Source organism: Brevibacterium sp. BRM-1 (genome assembly GCF_026802075.1).
Lineage (GTDB): Bacteria > Actinomycetota > Actinomycetes > Actinomycetales > Brevibacteriaceae > Brevibacterium > Brevibacterium rongguiense.
Genome location: NZ_CP113788.1, coordinates 3,086,387 through 3,107,489 on the forward strand (window position 1 = coordinate 3,086,387; position 21,103 = coordinate 3,107,489).

Below are 21,103 nucleotides of genomic sequence, written 5' to 3' on the forward strand. Positions count from 1 at the left end.
ATATGGGGGTACGGTTGGCGCCAGACACAACATCTTGTGGTCGCCCCGCTTGCGGACAAACTCCGGAAATCGCCCGGATTCCCGCCTCGCAGGCCCGCCGCGCCCCAAGCACCGCCCCGTGAACCGCTGGAGGAACCAGGACATGATCACCGTCTACACGAAGCCCGCGTGCGTGCAGTGCAACGCGACCTACCGCGCCCTCGATGCCAAGGGCGTCGACTACCGCTCCGTCGACCTCAGCGTCGACCCGGATGCGCTCGACGTGGTCAAGGCGATGGGCTACCTGCAGGCTCCGGTCGTCGTGACGGACAGCGATCACTGGTCGGGCTTCCGCCCGGACAAGATCGCCGCGCTCGGCAGCGGCGCCGCAGCCGCCTCCGTCGTCGCCTGAGCCCGCGGGAGGTCCGACGATGCTCGTCGTCTACTACTCCAGCAGCTCGGAATACACCCACCGCTTCGCCCAGAAGCTCTCGCACCCCAGCATGCGCCTGCCGCTGCTGACGCGGGACGCGGCCGTGGAGGTCGATGAGCCGTACGCGCTCATCACCCCCACGTACGGCGCAGGGCCCAACCGAGGGTCCGTGCCCAAGCAGATCAAGAAATTCCTCAGCATCGAAGGCAACCGGGAGCTCCTGCGCGGAGTAATCGGGGCCGGGAACACGAACTTCGGCGAGAACTACTGCCGCGCGGCCCACCTCGTGGCCCGCAAGTGCGACGTGCCCGTCCTCTACCGCTTCGAGCTGCTGGGAACCCCCGAAGACGTCGCCAACGTGAACAACGGATTGGAATCACTGTGTCAACGACAGCAGTACGCGACCTAGAGTCGATCGTCCGCGAGGACACGGAGCTCGACTACCACGCGCTCAACGCGATGCTCAACCTGTACGACCAGGACGGGCGCATCCAGTTCGAGCGCGACCGGCAGGCCGCTCGCCAGTACTTCCTGCAGCACGTGAACAACAACACCGTGTTCTTCCACGACCTGCGCGAGAAGCTCGACTACCTCGTCGAGCACGACTACTACGAGCCCGAGGTGCTCGAGCAGTACTCGTTCGAGTTCATCGAGGGACTGTCGAAGCTCGCGTACGCGCGCAAGTTCCGCTTCCAGACGTTCCTGGGCGCGTTCAAGTTCTACACCTCGTACACGCTCAAGACGTTCGACGGCAAGCGCTACCTGGAGCGCTTCGAGGACCGCGTCGTCATGGTGGCGCTGTTCCTGGCCCACGGCGATGAGGCCCTGGCCACCCAGCTCGTCGAGGAGATCATCGCCGGGCGCTTCCAGCCGGCCACGCCCACGTTCCTCAACGCGGGCAAGAAGCAGCGCGGCGAGCTCGTGTCCTGCTTCCTGCTGCGCATCGAGGACAATATGGAGTCCATCGGGCGCTCCATCAACTCGGCGCTCCAGCTGTCCAAGCGCGGCGGCGGCGTGGCCTTCAGCCTCACGAACATCCGCGAGTCCGGCGCGCCGATCAAGAAGATCGAGAACCAGTCCTCCGGCGTCATCCCCGTCATGAAGCTGCTCGAGGACTCGTTCTCCTACGCCAACCAGCTGGGCGCCCGGCAGGGTGCGGGCGCGGTCTACCTCAACGCCCACCACCCGGACATCTACCGCTTCCTCGATACGAAGCGGGAGAACGCGGACGAGAAGATCCGCATCAAGACGCTGAGCCTGGGCGTCGTCATCCCGGACATCACGTTCGAGCTGGCGAAGAAGAACGAGGACATGTACCTCTTCAGCCCGTACGACGTGCAGCAGGCCTACGGCGTGCCCTTCACGGAGATCTCCGTGACGGAGAAGTACGACGAGATGGTCGACAATCCGCACATCCGGAAGACGAAGATCAACGCCCGCGAGTTCTTCCAGACGCTCGCGGAGATCCAGTTCGAGTCCGGCTACCCGTACATCATGTACGAGGACACCGTGAACCGGGCCAACCCCATCGACGGCAAGGTCACGATGTCGAACCTGTGCTCGGAGATCCTCCAGGTCTCGGAGCCCAGCACGTACAACGACGACCTGTCCTACGCCGAGGTGGGCAAGGACATCTCGTGCAACCTGGGCTCGCTCAACATCGCCCTGACGATGGACTCCGAGGACTTCGGCCGGACCGTTGAGACCGCCATCCGCGGCCTCACCTCGGTCTCGGAGACCTCGAACATCTCCTCGGTGCCCTCGATCGACCGCGGCAACGACATGTCCCACGCGATCGGCCTGGGGCAGATGAACCTGCACGGCTACCTCGCCCGCGAGCGCATCCACTACGGCTCCGAGGAGGGGCTGGACTTCACGAACATGTACTTCTACACGGTGGTCTACCACTGCGTGCGGGCGTCCATGGAGATCGCGAAGGAGCGCGGCCGCGCGTTCGCCGGCTTCGAGCGCTCGAAGTACGCCACCGGCGAGTACTTCGACACCTACACGGAGAAGGAGTGGGCGCCGCGCACGCAGCGCATCGCGGACCTCTTCGATGCCGCCGGCGTGCACATCCCCACGCAGGAGGACTGGCGCGAGCTCAAGGAGCAGGTCGCCGAGCACGGCATCTACAACCAGAACCTGCAGGCGGTGCCGCCCACGGGCTCCATCTCCTACATCAACAACTCCACCTCGTCGATCCACCCCGTGGCCTCGCGCATCGAGATCCGCAAGGAGGGCAAGATCGGGCGCGTGTACTACCCGGCGCCCTTCATGGACAACGACAACCTGGACTACTACCAGGACGCCTACGAGGTGGGCTACGAGAAGATCATCGATACGTACGCGGAGGCCACGCAGCACGTGGACCAGGGCCTGTCGCTCACGCTGTTCTTCAAGGACACCGCGACGACCCGCGACGTCAACCGCGCGCAGATCTACGCGTGGCGCAAGGGCATCAAGACCGTCTACTACATCCGCATCCGGCAGCTCGCGCTGCAGGGCACGGAGGTCGAGGGCTGCGTGTCCTGCATGCTCTGAGGCCCGCCGCCTGAGGGCGGTGGGCGCCGCGGGGCGACCCGCGGGAGGAATGGGAGCGCCGGCGCACCGCGCGGCGCCTGCGATAGGGGAGAAGAATGACCGTGAGCGGGGAGAAGCTCAAGCTCGTGTCGCACGTCGACGCGATCAACTGGAACCGCGTCCAGGACGACGTCGACTCCGATGTCTGGGATCGCCTGACGGCGAACTTCTGGCTGCCGGAGAAGGTGCCGCTGAGCAACGACGTGCAGTCCTGGTCGACGCTCACGCAGGAGGAGCGCACGCTCACCATGCGCGTGTTCACGGGCCTCACGCTGCTCGACACGATCCAGGGAACCGTGGGCGCCGTCTCGCTCATCCCGGACTCGCTGACCCCGCACGAGGAGGCGGTCTACACGAACATCGCGTTCATGGAGTCCGTGCACGCGAAGTCGTACTCCTCGATCTTCTCGACGCTGACCTCCACCCGCGAGATCGACGACGCCTTCCGCTGGTCGACGGAGAACCAGAACCTCCAGCGCAAGGCGGAGATCATCCTCAATTACTACCGCGGGGACGAGCCGCTCAAGCGCAAGGTCGCCTCGACCCTGCTCGAGTCGTTCCTCTTCTACTCGGGCTTCTACCTGCCCATGTACTGGTCGAGCCACGCGAAGCTGACGAACACGGCGGACCTCATCCGCCTCATCATCCGCGACGAGGCCGTGCACGGCTACTACATCGGCTACAAGTACCAGCGCGGGCTCGAGCGGGTCGACGAGGCCAAGCGCGAAGAGCTCAAGGACTACACGTTCAACCTCATGTTCGAGCTCTATGAGAACGAGGTCCAGTACACCCACGACCTCTACGACTCCGTGGGCCTGAGCGAGGACGTGAAGAAGTTCCTTCACTACAACGCGAACAAGGCGCTCATGAACCTGGGCTACGAGGCGATGTTCCCGGCGACCGTGACGGACGTGAACCCCGCGATCCTCGCCGCACTGAGCCCGAACGCCGATGAGAACCACGACTTCTTCTCCGGCTCCGGCTCCTCCTACGTCATCGGCAAGGCCGTCAACACCGAAGACGAGGACTGGGACTTCTAAAGCCCAGAACGTGCGGACAGCGGTCCACCGCTGCCGCTCGGCGGCCCATCGGATGCCTCATCGGCTCCGGTGGGCCACTTGCGCGTGGCACGTGCGGCGCGCGCCGCTCACTCGCACGCCGTGCCGTCCCCGTCGCGGTCGAGCTTCGACGAGTAGCCCGGGTCGCCGCGGTGCAGGGGCGCCGCCCCGGCCTCGCGCGCGGCCGTGCAGTTCGCGTACCCCGCGCTGTCGCCACTGCCGCTGCCGCCGCCCGATTCGCTTCCTCCGCGTGACCCGCTGCCAGTCCCGCTGCCGCCGCCCTGCGAGCCACCCGCGCCCGAGGTGCTCCGCGCCTTCTCGCGTCGGCTCGGCTTCGCGGTGGGGTAGTCGTGCGCGTCGGGTGCCGGCCACGCGACGGGCTGGTCGAAGGCCGGCTGGGACGGGCAGCGGCTGAGCACCCGGGCCAGTGCGCTGCGCTCGGCGGGCTTGACCCACAGGCCGTACTTCGCCTTGACCGCGATCTGGCGCGCCGCGTACTCGCAGCGGTAGCCCTTGGCCGGCGGCAGCCACGTCGCGGCATCGCCGTCGCTCTTCTGCCGGTTGAGGGTACTCGAGACCGCCAGCACGTTGAGGGGGTCGTTGGCCAGTGCCACGCGCCGCTGCTCGTCAAGCTGCTGGGCTCCGGACTGCCACGCATCGGAGAGCGCCACGACGTGGTCGATGTCGACGCGGCTGTGCGCCCGGTCGAAGCCGATCGCCTGGCCCGAGTACGGGTCGTGCAGGGACCCGGTCATGACGACGCAGGGCGCACCGGCCTGCACGGCGATGCCCACGAGGTCGCGGCGCAGCACGTCGTTGCGGGTATCGCAGCCGTTGTGGTCGGTGTCCTGGCGCCAGCCGAACCCGGTCCGGTCGTACCCGGTCTTCGGCGCGCGCCCCTTGACCGCCAGCGCGGCAAGCTGGGCCTCCGCGCTGCGCGCGGTGCCGGCCGCCGTTTCCGACGCCGGAGGGGAGTCGGGTGGCTGCTCGGCCGCCCCCACCTGGCCCGCACCCGATGGCGCCCCCGCGCTCTCACCGTCCGGCGCAGCGGGGTCCGTGTCGGCGGGGCCGCAGGCCGCGACGGCGAAAAGGGGCGCGAGGGCGAGGCAGGCCAGCGCGCGCGAGAGGCGCCGACTGCCGCGGTCGGGACCGGGGGAGGAGTGTGACATGGGGCCTTCGCGGGTCGGGGAAGCTGGAGGCGAGCGCCTCGCACGCCCATCGTAGCGAGACCCGTGGAAGACCAGTGCACTCGACAGTGACGTAGCTCACGGTGTTGGATGGGCGTAGGGCCGCAGGCACACCCGGCGCGGCGCGCCTGCCGGGGCCGCCCACCCCGGCGCACCCCGCGGTACCCCGCTCACCCGGCTGCACCACGCCCGACCCGATGCCCCGCCCCGCCAGGCCCGCTCGTCCTCGCCTCGAAGGAGCCCGCTGTGCCACTCCGAACGCCCCGTACGCCCCGGCCGTCACCACCGCCCGCCGTCGCCTCGCGCCCAGCCCGCCCCGGGCCCGCACGAGCGCTCTCCCTGCGCTCGGGTCTGGCTGCCGCCGCGGCGCTTGCACTTGCCCTGGCGGCCCCGCTGGCCGGCCCGACCACGGCCAGCGCGACCACCGCCTCGGGCGCGGCGAGCCCGAGCGAGACCCAGCCCACGGCGCAGGCCCAGGGCGATGTCATCCGCGTGGCGTCGAAGGGCTTCGTCGACAACTTCAACCCCTTCACCACGCAGTACGCGCTGCCGATCGTCATGCTGCGCCACACGTACGAGTACCTCGTGGGCTACGACCAGGAGAAGGGCGCCCCCACCGCGGGCATCGCGGAGAAGTGGGAGACGAGCAAGGACGGCAAGACGTGGACGTTCCACATCCGCCCGAACATGCAGTGGTCCGACGGTGAGCCCATCACGGCCGCCGACGCCGCCTACACCTACAACACGATGCTGAAGAACCCAGCGCTCGCGGCCTCGAACGGGGAGATGGTCAAGGACTTCGCGGGCGTCGACGCCACGGACGACACGACGTTCGTCATCCGCCTGCGCCGCCCCCAGGCGGCCAACCCCGGCCTGGAGACCGCCATCGTGCCCGAGCATGTCTGGTCGAAGCAGGATCCCGCGAAGTTCGCCAACGACAAGGACGTGGTGGGCTCGGGGCCCTTCGTCATCTCCGAGTACAAGCCCAATCAGCACATCACGCTCACGGCCAACCCGCACTTCTGGCGGGGTGCGCCCAAGGTCAAGGGCGTCGAGTTCGTCAACTACTCGAACCCGGACGCCTCCGTCCAGGCGCTCAAGTCCAACGAGGTGGACCTGGTCTCCGGGCTCAACCCCCAGCAGTTCGAATCGCTGCAGAACCAGGACGGGATCGCGACGAACCTGGGCCAGGCGCGCCGCTTCGTCTCACTCGCCCTCAACCCGGGGGCCGCGGACGCGAAGGGCAAGCGCTACGGCACCGGCAATGCGGCGCTCGAGGACGTCAAGGTGCGCCAGGCGATCAGGCGGGGCACGGACCTCGACGCGCTGCGCCAGCAGGTCATGCGCGACAACGCCGCCCCCGCGCTCGGCATCATCCCCGCCACGTGGAAGGACTGGACACTCGCCCCGGACGACGGGGTGAAGCTCGGCTACGACGTGGAGGCCGCGAAGAAGCTCCTCGACGAGGCGGGCTGGAAGGAGGGCGAGGGCGGCATCCGGACCAAGGACGGGAAGAAGCTCAGCCTGCGGTTCCTCGAGGACTCCGAGTCCACGACCGACCAGACGACGGCGGACTACCTGGTGCCGTGGATGAAGAAGATCGGCATCGACCTCCACGTCGACGCGACGGACGCGGACACGCAGGTGGACCGGATCGGCAAGGGCGACTACGACATGTACGTCTCCCCGTGGGCGGTGCCGCCCGACCCGGACTACCAGCTGCAGATCAACACGTGCGACTCGCGTCCGGGGGAGGGCGGCAACGGCCCCACCACGCAGGACTTCTACTGCAACCCGAAGTTCGATGCCCTCTACGACCGCCAGCACGCCGAACAGGACCAGGCCAAGCGCCAGGAGCTCGTGCGCCAGGCCCAGCGCATCCACTACACGGACTCCGCGGAGATCATGCTGTGGTACCCGAAGGCGGCAGAGGCCTACCGCTCCGATCGCTTCACCGGGTTCGGCAAGCAGCCCACGAACGACGGCTCGATCGTGGGCCAGGCCGGCTACTGGGACTACTACCTCGCCGAGCCCGTGGGCGAGGGGTCACAGCAGTCCGGCGGCATGTCGCCGGGCCTGTGGATCGGGGTGGGCATCGCGGTGGTGTGCGGCGCGGGCGGCGTGCTGTACTTCCTGCGCCGGCGCTCGACCGCCGACGAGCGCGCCTGAGCCGGCCGGAGCGCGTGAGGACGGGCAAGGGCACGTGAGGGGCGGTGCCGCCGTGGCGGCACCGCCCCTCGTCATTCACCGCCTCAGCCCCTCCGCGTCAGAGGTGCGCGCTACGATGAGCCGGCGCGCAGCGACCGGCGCCGCGCACACCGGGCAGCGGCAAAGGACACGCGCACCATGAACCTTGAGACCATCTTCGCGGGCCAGGGCCTCACCCAGGTCCTCGAGCTGCTGCTCGCGTTCGCCCTCAGCTCCCTGGTGGGCTTCGAGCGGCAGCTGCGCGGCAAGAGCGCGGGCATGCGCACCCAGGCGATCGTCGGGACCGCCTCGGCGCTGTTCATGCTCGTGAGCAAGTACGGGTTCTTCAGCGTGCTCTCCGATGAGATCGTCCTCGACCCCTCCCGCGTCGCCGCGCAGATCGTCTCCGGCGTGGGCTTCCTGGGCGCGGGCCTCATCCTCACCAACCGCGGCACCGTGCGGGGGCTGACGACCGCGGCCTCCGTGTGGGAGACCGCCGCGATCGGCATGGCCGCCGGCGCCGGGCTGTGGCTGCTCGCCGTGCTCGTCACCGCCCTGCACTTCGTCGTGGGCTTCGGCTTCGGGCCGCTGGCCTCGCGGCTGCTGGGCCGCCGCTCGGCGGTGGTGCGCATCGACGTCGAATACACGGACGGCCAGGGCCTGCTGCGCGCGATCCTCCAGGCCATCACCTCGCGCGGCTGGGCCATCAGCAGCGCCTCGCCGGACCGCTCGGATGACGGCATCGTCCGCCTCACCCTCGAGGTCTCCGGCCGGATGGACCTCGATGCGCTGCTCAGCCGCCTGGCCGAACTGCCCGGCGTCAGCCGGGTCGCCCGGGCCGACGACGAAGACGAATAACCGCCGAGGCGCAGGCCCCCCGGCACGGCCCGCGCGCTCCCGGCCACCGCCGTTTTGCGCACAGCGGCTCTGCGCGGGAGCGCACGCACACCCCGGCCACGGCCGCCGTCGCGCGTATCCCCGCGCCCAAAAACCCAGGTCAGCGGGCACCTCGGCGCCGGCAAGGGAGGCGCACCGGTGAGGGCGCTGCGCGTCTCACCATGAGGACCGGACACGCCGGTGATTTGCGGTGACGGGCATCACGATAGTTCACTGTTCTTACCGACCTCACAGCCCAAGGTGATCGAAATGCCAGACATCGACCCCCGCGGCGCGGATACGAAAGCGAGCTCCCCCGTGAACTTCCCACAGCGCCCCCGTTTGACCCGGATGGCGGGGGCCGTGCTCGCGGCCGCCGCCCTCACCGCGAGCACGAGCTCGTTCGGCCTCCCCGCGGCAGCGTCGACGGCATCCCCCTCCACCTCGCAGGCCACCGTCGCCGCGAGCGACGATGTGCTGCGCGTGGCCACCTCCGGCTACGTCGACAGCTTCAACCCGTTCACCTCGTACTACTCGCTGCCCACCGGGCTGTTCCGCTACATGTACGAGAACCTCGTGCAGTACGACCAGGCGAAGGGCGAGCCCACGGAGGGCCTCGCGGAGAAGTGGGAGACGAGCGAGGACGGCAAGACGTGGACGTTCCACCTCCACAAGGACCTCAAGTGGTCCGACAACGAGCCGCTGACCTCCAAGGACCCCGCGTGGACGTACACGCAGATGATGAAGAGCTCGGAGATGGGCGCCGCGAACGGCAACCTCGTGGAGAACTTCGACAAGGTCGAGACGCCGGATGACCAGACGCTCGTCATCAAGCTCAAGACCCCGCAGGCGGCCAACCCGGGCATCGAGATCCCGGTGGTGCCCGAGCACATCTGGTCGAAGCAGAAGGACCCCTCGAAGTGGGCCAATGACAAGGCCACGGTGGGCTCCGGTCCCTACCAGATCGAGTCATACCAGGCCAACCAGCACATCACGCTCAAGGCCAACCCCAACTTCTGGCGCGGCGCGCCCAAGATCAACGGCATCGAGTACGTCTACTACACGAACCCGGACGCCTCCGTGCAGGCGCTACGGGCCAGCGAGGTGGACCTCGTCTCCGGCCTCACGCCCAACCAGTTCAAGTCGCTCAACGGCGTCGAGGGTGTCGCCACGAACCCCGGCAAGGGCAAGCGCTTCACGTCGCTCGCGCTCAACCCGGGCTACGCGAACGCCAAGAACGAGCCCTTCGGCACCGGCAACGCAGCCCTCAAGGACGTCAAGGTCCGCCAGGCCATCCGCCTGGGCATCGACATCGACTCGCTGCGCAAGCAGGTCCTCCAGGACCAGGCGTCGAAGGCCACCGCGTTCATCCCCGATGCGTGGTCCGACTGGCACGTGCCGGACGACCAGCCGGGCCTCGTGTCCTTCAACCCGGATGAGGCGAAGAAGAAGCTCGACGAGGCCGGCTGGAAGGCCGGCAAGGACGGCATCCGCGAGAAGGACGGCAAGAAGCTCGAGCTGCGCTTCGACATCGACTCGACGGACCCGGACCAGCAGACCATGTCGGACTACCTGGGCCCGTGGATGAAGGACATCGGCATCAAGCTGAACGTGAAGTCCAGCGACTCGGACACCCTGTCCACCCGCACCGCCAAGGGCGACTACGACGTCGTCGTCAGCGGCTGGGGCACCTCGCCGGACCCGGATTACCAGCTGAGCATCAACACGTGCGCCTCGCGGCCCAACGCGGACGGCACCGGGCCCACGACGCAGGACGGCTGGTGCAACCCCGAGTTCGACAAGCTCTACAAGCAGCAGCACGCGGAGCTCGACAAGGGCAAGCGCCAGGAGCTCGTGCGCAAGGCGCAGATGATCCACTACAACGACGCGCCGTCCATCACGCTGTGGTACGCGAAGAACCTCGAGGGCTACCGCTCCGACCGCTTCGAGGACTTCGGCCTGCAGCCCTCCGACGGCGGCTCGATCACGAACCAGTCCGGCTACTGGGGCTTCTTCGAGGCCAAGCCCGTCTCCGGCGCGAAGTCCGGCGGCGGCGTGCCCACCGGCGTGTGGGTGGGCGGCGGCATCGTCGTCCTCCTCATCATCGGCGGCGTCGTGTTCGCCGTGCTGCGCAGGAAGTCGGCCGATGACCGCGCTTGAGACTCAGGTCGACTCCGCCGCCGAGGCGCCCGCCGGGCGCCTCGGCGGCGGTTTCCTGCCGTATCTGGCCGGCAAGGTGGGCGGCGCGCTCATCAGCCTGGGCATGGTCATCCTGCTGGGCTTCTTCGCGTTCCGCCTGCTGCCCGGCGACCCCGTGGCCAAGATCGCCCGCGAGCGGCCGATGTCGGCCGACCAGATCGCCCAGCTGCGCCACGAGTACGGCCTCGACAAGCCGTTCCTCGCCCAGTTCTGGGACTACATCGTCAACGTGTTCACCGGCAATTTCGGCACGAGCTACGTGTACAAGATGCCGGTGAGCGACCTCATCGCCCAGTACTTCTGGCCGACCATCCTGCTGACCGGCACGTCCGCGATCCTCGCGATCGTGCTGGGCCTGTGGCTGGGGCAGAAGTCCGCGTGGGCCCGCGGCTCGTGGTTCGACAAGATCGCCTCGGGCTCCTCGCTCGTGCTGTGGTCCGTGCCCACCTTCTGGCTGGCCCTGCTGCTCCTCATGCTCTTCGGCGGCATCCTCCACTGGTTCCCCACCGGCGGCATGGTCACGGCGAACCTCGCCCCGTGGTCCGGGGCGTGGCTCATCAGCATCGTCGCCCACCTCGTCCTGCCGGTCATCACCCTCACCGCGGTCGTCTACGCGCAGTACCTCATGGTCATGCGCGCCTCCCTGCTGGAGGAGATGAGCGCGGACTACCTCACCACCGCCCGGGCCAAGGGACTGACGGAGGACGAGGTGCGCACCAAGCACGCGGTGCCCAATGCGCTGCTGCCCACGGTGACGATCGTGTTCATGCACATCGGCGGCCTCATCGCCGGCGCGGTCACGGTCGAGGCCGTGTTCTCGTGGCCCGGCCTGGGCAAGCTGACGTTCGAGGCCATCCACGGCCCCGACCTGCCGCTGCTGCAGGGGACGTTCGTCGTGTTCTCGGCGATCATCATCGTCATGAACCTCATCGCCGATCTCGTCTACCGCCAGCTCGACCCGAGGATCCGCCGCGCATGAGCACTCAGACACCCGCCCGCACCCCCGGCAGCCCCCGGCCCGGAGCCGGCGGCGCCCGGCCGGGCCCCGCCTCGGCCCGCGCGATCGCCTGGGACCGGCGCCGTCGCTCCCTGGCCCGCATCTGGCACGAGTTCGCCTCCGACCGGCTGGCGCTCAGCGCGCTCGTCGTCCTGGGCCTCGTCGTGCTCGCGGCGATCCTGGCCCCCGTCATCGCGCCCGCGCGGATGCTCGACGTCACCCAGCTGCTCGACCAGCCGCGCTTCGCGCCCCCCTCGCTCGCCCACCCGCTGGGCACGGACGACCAGGGCCGCGAGCTGTGGGTCCGGATGATCTGGGGCTCGCGCGTGTCCCTGACCGTGGGCGTCGCGGCCACCCTCATGTCGATGGTCATCGGCACGCTCGTGGGCATGGCCGCCGGCCACTTCACCGGCTGGGTCGCCGCGGTCATCATGCGCGTCATCGACTTCTTCCTCGTGCTGCCCTCGCTCATCCTCGCGATCGTGCTGTCCTCCGTGCTCGAGCGCGGGGTGCTCACGATCGTCATCGCCCTGGGCGTGACCAGCTGGGCTGGCACCGCCCGCGTCGTGCGCTCGCAGACGCTCAGCGCGGACTCCCGGCTCTACATCGAGCGCGCCCGCGTGCTCGGCGCCGGCCACTGGCACATCATCGGCAAGCACCTCTTCCCCGCCGTGCTCCCGCTCGTGCTGGCCAACACCACGCTCACGGTGGGCGGGGCGATCATCGCCGAGTCGACGCTGTCGTTCCTGGGCCTGGGCGATCCCACGAAGCAGTCGTGGGGCACGATCCTCAAGAACGCGATGGACTCCTCGGCCGCGACGAGCGGCTACTGGTGGTACATCCTCACCCCGGGCATCGCGATCCTCATCGTCGTGCTCGCCTTCACCCTCGTGGGCCGCGCCTTCGAGACCATCGCCAACCCCACGCTCAGGAGCCGCTGATGGCCGACCTCGTCTTCGACGACGTCTCGATCACCTATTCCACCCGCTCGGCCCGCGGAGACATCCGCGCCGTCAAGGACGTCTCGCTCGACATCCCCGCCGGCGGCACCCTGGGCATCGCGGGGGAGTCCGGCTCCGGCAAGTCGACGCTCATCATGGCCCCGCTGCGGCTCCTGCCGGACAGCGCCACGGTGACCGGGCGCGTGCTCCTGGGCGGCGAGGACGTCGCGGACCTGTCCTTCGGGCAGATGCGCGCGCTGCGGTGGGATGCGGCCTCGATCGTCTTCCAGGGGGCCCTGCACTCGCTCAACCCCGTGCGCACCGTCGCCTGGCAGATCATGGAGGCGCTCAGCCACCACACCGCGAAATCCTGGCAGACGCCCGAGGCGCGCCGGGCGCGCATGCTCGACCTCCTCGCCTCCGTCGACCTGGCCCCCGAGCACGCGAAGGCCTACCCGCACGAGCTCTCCGGGGGCCAGAAGCAGCGCGTCATGATCGCGATGGCGCTGGCCTGCGAGCCGGACATCATCATCGCCGACGAGCCCACCACCGCCCTCGACGTCATCGTCCAGGAGCAGGTGCTCGCGCTGCTGACCGCGCGCGTCGCGGAGGCGGGCATCTCGCTCGTCATGATCTCCCACGACCTGTCCGTGCTCGCGCAGGTCTGCCAGCGCATCGCGGTGATGAAGGACGGGGAGGTCATCGAGCTCGGGTCCGCCCAGCAGATCGCGACCGCCGCGCACCATCCCTACACCCGGGCGCTGGCCGACGCATTCCCCACGATCGGCGATCCGGCCTCCCGGATGCGCCCGGCCCGCCGCTCGGCGGCTGCCGCCGCGGCGGAGCCGGTCGAGCCGGTCGAGCCGGCAACGCCGGCGGGCGAGGGCACGGCCGCCGCAGCGCAGCCCGCCGACCCCGGGTCCGAGCCGCCCACGGGTCCAGTGCCCGACGCGCCCAGCCGTCCCGCGCCCGAGGCACCCGATGCGGCCGCGCCCGACTACGCCACGGCGCCGGTCCTGCTCGAGGCGCAGGGCCTGTCGGTGACCTTCTCCGCCCGCGGGCGGCGGGTCAGCGCCGTCGACGATGTCGACTTCACCGTCCGCGAGGGCGAGATCATGGCCCTCGTCGGCCAGTCCGGCTCCGGCAAGACCACGCTGGCGCGCACGCTGCTCGGCATCCAGGAGCCCGACCGCGGCACCCGCGTGACGTTCCGGGGCGAGCCGATCCCCACCCGCGGGCGGGCGCTCAAGGCCTTCCGGCGGGAGGTCCAGCTCGTCCTCCAGGACCCGTCGGGCTCGCTCAACCCGCGCCTGAGCGTCTACGAGGCGGTGGCGGAGGGCCTGCGCATCCACGGCATGGACGACGAGGCCCGCCGGGTCGCCGAGGCGCTCGAAGCCGCCGAGCTGCGGCCGGCGCAGGACTTCTTCGAGTCCATCCCGCAGGAGCTCTCCGGCGGCCAGCGCCAGCGCGTCGTCATCGCCGGTGCGCTGGCACTCGGTCCCCGGCTGCTCGTCGCCGACGAGCCCGTGGCCAGCCTCGACGCCTCCGTGCGGGGTGAGATCCTGGGCCTCTTCCTCGACCTGCGCGCCCGCCTGGGCCTCTCCGCGCTCATCATCACCCACGACCTGGGCCTGGCGTGGAACATCGCGGACACGGTCGCGGTCATGCACTCCGGGCGGATCGTGGAGAAGGGCACCGTCGACGACGTGCTGCTCCACCCGCAGCACGACTACACGAAGCGCCTCATCGCCGCGGCGCCCAGCCTGCGCCCGCTGCCCGAGGGCGTCGCGACAGGTGCCGAGGCCGGCGGCGGGACGGGCCACGGTCCGGCCGCCCGGGGCTCACACGCAGCACCCGCCCGGGACGGGCGGTGAGCGCGCCAGCCAACCCGTTCGCCGCGCAGGCCCCGCTGCACCCCGGCGATCGGGTGGCGATCGTCTCGCCCTCGAGCCCGGCCAAGCGGGAGCACCTCGACGCGGCGGTGGGCGCCCTGCGCGCCTGGGGCCTCGAGGTCGTCGTGGGCGAATCGGCACTCGCCGTCGACGAGCGCGCCTCCTACCTGGCCGGCTCGGACGAGGTGCGCCGCAGGGACCTGGTCACCGCGTGGACGGATCCCGCCGTCGCCGCGGTCGTGGCCCTGCGCGGGGGCTACGGCGCCATGCGGCTGCTCGACGGCCTGGACTTCCGCGCGCTGCGCGCCGCGGCCCGCCTGCCCGACGGCCGGCCCAAGCTGCTCACCGGCTCCTCCGACATCACCGCCCTCCACCGGGCGTGGCAGGCCTGGATCGGGGTGCCCACCCTGTTCTCTCCCATGCCCGGCAACGCCGTGTTCGCTGACAGCGCGCGCATCCGCGCCGACGTGCGCGCCTGGATGCTCGAACCCTGGGGCGGCCGGACCATCACCGGAGCACTGGACCTGGCCGGCGCCTCGGCGGCGGAGCCGGCCCTCGCGCCGGAGGCGAGCCAGGCCAGCGCTTCGGCGGCGGGTGCACGGCCGGAGACCGACCTGCGCGCGCCCACTGTCCTGGCGCCTGGCACCGCGCGCGGCGTGCTGACCGGGGGCAACCTCAGCCTCATCGCCGCGTCCCTCGGCGCGCCCGAGGACTCCCGCCCCGGTGCCGACGGCACGCCGGCCATCGCCGTGCTCGAGGACGTCGACGAGGACCCCCAGCGCCTGGACAACCTGCTCCTCCAGCTCGAGCGCTCCGGCTGGTTCGAGTCCCTGGCCGGCATCGTGCTGGGCTCGTGGCAGGACTGCGGGGACCGGGCGGCCATCGAGGGGCTGCTGCGCGAGTACTTCGCCGAACGCGCCATCCCGGTGGCGGCAGGACTGGGCCTGGGCCACGACCCCGAGGCGCCCGCCGTGGGCCTGGGCGTGCCGGTGGAGCTGCGCGCCCCGGCCGGGGGCGCCCCGGTGCTCGAGGTGCTCGGGGAGCCGGCGCCCCCGGCAGCGGGCGGCGCCGCATGAGCCCCGGCGCTGCGGGCCCCGCGACCGCGCCGGAGCTCGTCCTGCCCCCGCTGCCGGACGGCATCGACTGGTCGATCGAGATCGCCGAGGCGCGCTCGGGGCGCCCGCTCGCGGTCCACCGCGACCAGGCGCAGCACCGAACTGCGAGCATCGGCAAGGTGTTCCTCCTCATCGAGGCCTGCACGCGCATCGCCGACGGCCGGCTCGACCCGAATGCCCCGCTGGACGTGCCGCAGGAGCACGCGGTGGGCGACTCCGGCCTGCTGCGCTGGCTGCGCGCGCCGATCACGGTGGGCGACGCGTGCCTGCTCGTCGCGGCCGTGAGCGACAACCTCGCGACGAACGCGCTCATCCACCTGTGCGGCCTCGAAGCCGTGCGCGCCGTCGCCCCGCGCCTGGGCCTGGCCCAGACGAGCCTGTGGGACTACATCCGCTCGGCCCGGGAGCCGGGCATGCCGTGGACGGCGTCCTTCGGGACGGCCGCGGAGCTGGGTCGGACCATGCGGCTGCTCGCCGCCGGGCTCGCCGTCAGCCGCGAGGTCTCGGACATGGTGCTCGGCTATCTCGCCGCCGATGTCGATACGAGCCTCGTGGCCGGGGGCCTCAACCTGGACGCCCTCGACCACGTCGAGGCCGACGACGGCATCGTCCTGCGCCACAAGACCGGCTACATCTCGATCCTGCGCGCGGACGTGGGCCTCGCGCAGGGACCCGCCGCCGCGGTGTCCTACGCGGTGCTCGCCGAATGGGACGAAGCGGGCGGCGACCGCAGGATCGCGGCCGAGGACGGCATGCGCGCCATCGGGCGCGCCATCCGCGCACACATCCGCCCCGGACCGTGATCCGGGGCGGCGGGCGGCCGGTGGCCTGGGCGGCTCAGTTTGCGAACGGCGCCAGGCGCTCGCGCAGCGAGTCCTGCGCGCGGGCGAACTGCTCGGCGAGCCGGTCGACGAGCTGCGCGGTGGGCACCGACTCGGTGATCGCGCCCACGCCCTGGCCGGAGCCCCAGATGTCCTTCCACGCCTTGGCCTTCGAGCCCTCCTCCGTGCCGAAGCTCATCTTCGAGGGATCGGAGACCGGCAGGTCGTCGGGGTCGAGGCCGGCGGCCTCGATGGAGCCGCGCAGGTAGTTGCCGTGCACGCCGGTGAAGAGGTTGGAGTAGACGACGTCGGAGGCGCCGGCCTCCACGATCATCTGCCGGTAGCCCTCGACGACCCGCGCCTCGGGGGTGGAGAGGAACGCGGAGCCGACGTAGCCGAAGTCGGCGCCCGCGGCGAGGGCGGCGAGGACCGAGGAGCCATGCGCCAGCGCGCCGGACAGGGCGATGGGCCCGTCGAACCACTCGCGGATCTCGCGGACCAGCGCGAACGGCGAGAGCGCTCCTGCGTGGCCGCCGGCGCCGGCGGCCACGGCGATGATGCCGTCGGCGCCCTTCTCCACGGCCTTGTGGGCGAAGCGGTTGTTGATGACGTCGTGGAGCACGACGCCGCCGTAGGAGTGGATCGCCTCGTTGACGTCCTCCCGGGCGCCCAGCGAGGTGATGACGATCGGCACCTCGTTGCGCACGACGACGTCTAGGTCGTGCTCGATGCGGTTGTTCGTGCGGTGGACGATGAGGTTGACCGCGAACGGGGCCACGGGCTTGCCGGGGTTGGCCTGGGCGAATGCCGTATTGGACTCGCGGATGTCATCGAGCCAGTCCTGCAGGGCTGCCTCCGGGCGCGCGTTCAGCGACGGGAAGCTGCCGATCACGCCGGCCTGGCACTGCGCCTTGACGAGCTCCGGGCCGGACGCGATGAACATGGGCGATGCGATGACCGGCAGGCGAAGCGGCGCCTGCAGCGCGGACGGCAGCGACATGGATGGCTCCTTTGGCATAAGTGATCGTTCGTTCACATTGTAGGCACACGGGGCACCGGGCAGCTCGTGCGACGGGCGCCGTGCCGAGCGCGGGCACTGCTGCGCTCTGGGCCCGGAAACGCGAACTCCCCGCAGGCCGGGTGGCCTGCGGGGAGTTCGCGGGGCGCGGTGCCCCAGGCGCGGTGCCCCGGGGCGCGGTGCCCGGGCGGCGGTCACGAATCCGTGAAGTTCGGATCCCGCTTCTCCACGAAGGCGCTCATGCCCTCGACCTGGTCGTTCGTGGCCAGCGACGAGTGGAAGAGCCGGCGCTCGAAGTTGAGCCCCTGCTCGAGCGTCGTCTCGAAGGCCAGGTTGACGGCCTCCTTGACGAGCATCGTCGCGACTGCGGACTTCTTCGCGATCGTGCCGGCGATCTCGTAGGCGGTGTCCATGAGCGCCTCGGGCTCCACGACGCGCGCGGCGAGTCCCGAGCGCTCGGCCTCCTGCGCGTCCATCGTCCGCCCGGTCAGGCACATGTCCATCGCCTTGGCCTTGCCCACGGCGCGGGTGAGGCGCTGCGAACCACCCATCCCGGGCAGCACGCCCAGGTTGATCTCCGGCTGGCCGAACTTCGCCTTCGACGACGCGATGAGGATGTCGGCCATCATCGCGAGCTCGCAGCCGCCGCCGAGCGCGAAGCCGTTGACGGCGGCGATGATGGGCGTGCGCACGCCCGTCAGGCGCCGCCAGCCGGCGAACCAGTCGGCCTTGTAGGCCGTGGCGAAGTCGAGGTCCTTCATCTCCTTAATGTCCGCGCCCGCGGCGAACGCGCGGCCGGAGCCGGTGATGACGATCGCCTTGACCTCCGGGTCTGCGTCGAAGGCGGCGGCGGCATCGGTGACGTCGGTGAGCACCTGCATGTTGAGCGCGTTGAGTGCTTCGGGCCGGTTGAGCGTGATCGTCGCGACGCCGTCGGCGGTTTCGGTGAGGATTGTCTGGTACTGGCTCATGAGAAGACCTTCTCCTGGCGTTCGGTGTCGAGGATGGATCGGATCTCCGCCTCGTCCAGGGCGGACACGGCGGCCGGATCCCACTGCGGGTTGCGGTCCTTGTCGATGACCTGGGCGCGGATGCCCTCGCGCAGGTCGGGGTAGTGGGCGATGTTGAGCGCGGCGCGGTAGTCGCGCTCGAGCACCTCCTGCAGGCTCATCGTCTTCGCGGTGCGGATCATCTCGAAGGTCACCGCCAGCGAGCGCGGCGACTTCGATTCGAGCACGTCGGCCGTGTGCGCCGCCGCTTCGGAGCCCTCGGCGCGCAGGGCGGCGATGATCGCGAGCACGGAGTCCTGGGCGAAGCAGGTGGCGATCCACTGCTCGTCGCGGGCGAGCTCGTTCTCCGGTGCCTCGGCGGCGAACTGGGCCGCGAAGTCGGCGGCCACCTCGGGCGCCTCCGCGGGGGCCTCGGTGAGCGCCGCGCGCAGGGCGGGCAGCTGGGCGCGGGGCACGAAGTGGTCGGCCAGCCCGTAGGCGAGCGCGGCGCCGGCGCGCACGGGCTCGCCGGTCAGGCCCATGTACATGCCGATCTCGTGGGGCAGCCGGGCGAGGAGGTAGGTGCCGCCCACGTCCGGGAACAGGCCGATGCCGGTCTCCGGCATGCCCACCTTCGTCGTCTCGGTGACGATGCGCACGCTGCCGTGGACGGACACGCCCACCCCGCCGCCCATCGTGATCCCGTCCATGAACGCGATGTAGGGCTTCGGGTAGTTCGCGATGCGGTTGTTCATCCGGTACTCATCGGAGAAGAAGAGCTCGGACTCGTCCGTGCCGTCGACGACCGAGCGGTAGATGCCCTTGATGTCGCCGCCGGCGCACAGGCCGCGCTCACCGGCGCCGGTGATGAGCACCGCGGCGACCGAGTCGTCGTCCTGCCAGTCGATGAGCGCGCGATCGACCTGCTCGATCATCTCCGTGCTCAGCGCGTTGATGGCCTTGGGCTTGTTGAGTTCGATGTGGCCGAGCGCTCCGTCGCGGTCGACGATGACCGTGGCTTCCGTGTCCGTCATCTGTTCCTCTCCTGGCTTCTGCGGATGGGGCTGGTGTGCTGTGTGGGCGGGGCCGCGCGTCAGGCGACCCCGGTGCTCTTGCGCGAGATGATGACGCGCATGATCTCGTTCGTGCCCTCGAGGATCCGGTGCACGCGCAGGTCGCGCACGAGCTTCTCGATTCCATACTCTTGCAGATACCCGTAGCCGCCGAACAGCTGGAGGGCCCGGTCGGCGACCTCGAAGCCCGTGTCCGTGGCGGTGAGCTTCGCCATGGCCGACAGCAGCGAGGTGTTGGGGTCCTGCGCATCGTAGGCGGCTGCGGCGCGCCAGAGCATGGAGCGGGCGGCCTCGAGCTTGGCCTGCATGTCCGCCACTTCGAAGCGCAGGGCCTGGAAGCCGGTGAGGTCGGTGCCGAAGGCCTGGCGCTCGCCCATGTAGGCGATCGCCTTCTCGAGGGCCGCCTGGCCCCCGCCGATCGAGCAGGCGCCGATGTTGAGGCGCCCCCCGTCGAGCCCGGACATGGCGATCTTGAAGCCCTGGCCCTCCTCCCCGATGAGGTTGCCGGCCGGCACGCGCATGTTCTCCATGAAGACCTGGCGGGTGGGCTGGGCCCGCCAGCCCATCTTCTTCTCGTTGGCCCCGAAGGTCAGCCCCTCGGTTCCCTTCTCCACGACGAAGGTGGAGATGCCCCGGGCGCCCTCCTGGCCGGTGCGGGCCATGACGAGGTAGATGTCCGTTTCGCCGGCGCCGGAGATGAACTGCTTGACGCCGTTGAGCACGTAGTCGTCGCCATCGCGGCGCGCCGAGGTGCGGATCGCGGCCGCGTCCGAGCCCGCGTTGGGCTCGGTGAGGCAGTAGCTGCCGAGCTTGTCGAAGCTTGTGAGCGGCGTGAGCCACTTCTCCTGCTGTTCGGGGCTGGCGTAGCGGTCGAGCATCCACGCGACCATGTTGTGGATGGACATGTAGCTGGCCACCGAGGGGCAGCCGGTCGAGAGCGCCTCGAAGATGAGCGCGGCGTCCATGCGGCCCAGGCCGGAGCCGCCGTTGTCCTCGGAGACGTAGATGCCGCCCATGCCCAGCTCACCGGCGGCCTTGATGCCGTCGACGGGGAAGTGGTGGTTCTCATCCCACTCGAGTGCGTGGGGCGCGATCTCCGCTTCCGCGAAGTCGCGGCACATCGCGGAGAGCTCCCGCTGCTCCTCGGTGAGGCCAAAGGTCAGTGCGGCGGCGGTGGTGCGTGCCATGGCGGCTCCTTCGTCGTGTGGCTGCGTCGTGTGGCGGTGGCGGTTCGTCGTGGGCCGGCGGCGGTGCGTTCACCCGGGTGGTGGCGGGGCCGCTTGAGTGCCGGGCCGGCGCTCGGGGCCGCCGAGGTGGGCCGCGCGCCGGTGCGCGGGCTCCGGTGCGCGATGGGCCTCGGGCGGGCCGTGGGTGGGGCGTTGGTGAGTCTTCGGTGGGGCGCTGGCGGATGGTGGGTCGGGTCGGTGGGCGGTATGCAGGGCGGGGCCAATGCGTGCGGTGGTGCGTGGGCGCTGCACACCGTGGTGCGCGGTGCGTGGGGCGCGGTGTGCGACAACCCGTCGGTGGATTGTTTCGCACCCCGCCGGTGGCGGTGCCCCTGGGACGGTGCTGGGGCGAGTCTAAACGAAACTACTTGGACGTCCAAGTAATCGGTCAATGGAGATCAGTGCAACGGGCGGAGGGGCCGACGGAGGGGCGGGGGAGGGGGAGTGCACGGGGAGCGCCGCAATCGGTGAGTGCGGTGGATGGGGGTGCGATGGATGGGCGAGTGGGGCCGTCGGAGGCGGGTGAGCGCGG

17 protein-coding genes are annotated in these 21,103 nt (G+C 70.3%); 12 read left to right on the forward strand and 5 right to left on the reverse strand.

All coding sequences use genetic code 11. The features are described 5' to 3' along the window. Window positions 1-142 precede the first annotated feature (142 nt). From nrdH to nrdF, 4 genes are all read left to right on the forward strand, one after another. Entirely contained in the window at window positions 143-391 is a 249-nt protein-coding gene (gene nrdH / locus BRM1_RS13570) for a glutaredoxin-like protein NrdH (RefSeq protein ID WP_160952180.1), read from the forward strand. A gap of 19 nt (window positions 392-410) precedes the next feature. Beyond that, entirely contained in the window at window positions 411-821 is a 411-nt protein-coding gene (gene nrdI, locus BRM1_RS13575) for a class Ib ribonucleoside-diphosphate reductase assembly flavoprotein NrdI (RefSeq protein WP_160952181.1), read from the forward strand. Next, entirely contained in the window at window positions 794-2,953 is a 2,160-nt protein-coding gene (gene nrdE / locus BRM1_RS13580; protein WP_442864331.1) for a class 1b ribonucleoside-diphosphate reductase subunit alpha, read from the forward strand. Before nrdI ends, nrdE begins: the two co-directional genes overlap by 28 nt. Window positions 2,954-3,048: 95 nt before the next feature. After that, complete coding sequence (gene nrdF / locus BRM1_RS13585) at window positions 3,049-4,032, forward strand: class 1b ribonucleoside-diphosphate reductase subunit beta (RefSeq protein WP_268526647.1); 984 nt, start codon at window positions 3,049-3,051, stop codon at window positions 4,030-4,032. A 107-nt stretch (window positions 4,033-4,139) separates the two neighbouring features. On the opposite strand, the gene BRM1_RS13590 is transcribed toward nrdF, so the two are convergent. Beyond that, a complete protein-coding gene (locus BRM1_RS13590) occupies window positions 4,140-5,219 on the reverse strand; it encodes an excalibur calcium-binding domain-containing protein (RefSeq protein WP_268526649.1) in 1,080 nt (359 codons plus the stop codon). Window positions 5,220-5,483: 264 nt separating this feature from the next. On the opposite strand from BRM1_RS13590, the gene BRM1_RS13595 reads away from it, so the two are divergent. The 8 genes from BRM1_RS13595 (at window position 5,484) to BRM1_RS13630 (ending at window position 16,247) form a co-directional block, all read left to right on the forward strand. Continuing rightward, complete coding sequence (locus BRM1_RS13595; RefSeq protein WP_268526651.1) at window positions 5,484-7,406, forward strand: ABC transporter substrate-binding protein; 1,923 nt, start codon at window positions 5,484-5,486, stop codon at window positions 7,404-7,406. A 177-nt stretch (window positions 7,407-7,583) separates the two neighbouring features. Continuing rightward, window positions 7,584-8,282 (forward strand): MgtC/SapB family protein, encoded by a 699-nt coding sequence (locus BRM1_RS13600; protein ID WP_160952186.1) that lies wholly within the window; start codon window positions 7,584-7,586, stop codon window positions 8,280-8,282. Window positions 8,283-8,570: 288 nt separating this feature from the next. Then, on the forward strand, window positions 8,571-10,460 hold the full coding sequence (locus BRM1_RS13605; RefSeq protein WP_268526653.1) for an ABC transporter substrate-binding protein: 1,890 nt from the start codon (window positions 8,571-8,573) through the stop codon (window positions 10,458-10,460). Next, window positions 10,447-11,478, forward strand: coding sequence for an ABC transporter permease (locus BRM1_RS13610; protein WP_268526655.1), 1,032 nt, complete (start codon window positions 10,447-10,449; stop codon window positions 11,476-11,478). Before BRM1_RS13605 ends, BRM1_RS13610 begins: the two co-directional genes overlap by 14 nt. Next, on the forward strand, window positions 11,475-12,437 hold the full coding sequence (locus BRM1_RS13615) for an ABC transporter permease (protein ID WP_268526657.1): 963 nt from the start codon (window positions 11,475-11,477) through the stop codon (window positions 12,435-12,437). The genes BRM1_RS13610 and BRM1_RS13615 overlap by 4 nt, the downstream gene beginning before the upstream one ends. After that, window positions 12,437-14,311, forward strand: a complete 1,875-nt coding sequence (locus tag BRM1_RS13620; protein ID WP_268526660.1) for a dipeptide ABC transporter ATP-binding protein — start codon at window positions 12,437-12,439, stop codon at window positions 14,309-14,311. Before BRM1_RS13615 ends, BRM1_RS13620 begins: the two co-directional genes overlap by 1 nt. Beyond that, the gene (locus BRM1_RS13625; protein ID WP_268526662.1) at window positions 14,308-15,405 is read left to right on the forward strand and encodes a S66 peptidase family protein; all 1,098 of its coding nucleotides are present in this window, start codon (window positions 14,308-14,310) and stop codon (window positions 15,403-15,405) included. Before BRM1_RS13620 ends, BRM1_RS13625 begins: the two co-directional genes overlap by 4 nt. Then, complete coding sequence (locus tag BRM1_RS13630) at window positions 15,402-16,247, forward strand: serine hydrolase (RefSeq protein WP_268526664.1); 846 nt, start codon at window positions 15,402-15,404, stop codon at window positions 16,245-16,247. Before BRM1_RS13625 ends, BRM1_RS13630 begins: the two co-directional genes overlap by 4 nt. Window positions 16,248-16,281: 34 nt before the next feature. Here the strand turns inward: BRM1_RS13630 and BRM1_RS13635 are convergent, their stop codons facing one another. The 4 genes from BRM1_RS13635 to BRM1_RS13650 all read right to left on the reverse strand — a co-directional run bounded on the left by BRM1_RS13635 (window position 16,282) and on the right by BRM1_RS13650 (window position 20,532). Beyond that, on the reverse strand, window positions 16,282-17,265 hold the full coding sequence (locus tag BRM1_RS13635; RefSeq protein WP_268526665.1) for an NAD(P)H-dependent flavin oxidoreductase: 984 nt from the start codon (window positions 17,263-17,265) through the stop codon (window positions 16,282-16,284). Window positions 17,266-17,477: 212 nt separating this feature from the next. Further along, window positions 17,478-18,254: an enoyl-CoA hydratase gene (locus tag BRM1_RS13640; RefSeq protein WP_268526667.1), complete on the reverse strand. Its 777-nt coding sequence runs from the start codon at window positions 18,252-18,254 to the stop codon at window positions 17,478-17,480. Further along, window positions 18,251-19,306, reverse strand: a complete 1,056-nt coding sequence (locus BRM1_RS13645) for an enoyl-CoA hydratase/isomerase family protein (protein WP_160952194.1) — start codon at window positions 19,304-19,306, stop codon at window positions 18,251-18,253. The genes BRM1_RS13640 and BRM1_RS13645 overlap by 4 nt, the downstream gene beginning before the upstream one ends. A gap of 59 nt (window positions 19,307-19,365) precedes the next feature. After that, window positions 19,366-20,532: an acyl-CoA dehydrogenase family protein gene (locus BRM1_RS13650; protein WP_268526669.1), complete on the reverse strand. Its 1,167-nt coding sequence runs from the start codon at window positions 20,530-20,532 to the stop codon at window positions 19,366-19,368. Between the last annotated feature and the right edge of the window lie 571 nt (window positions 20,533-21,103).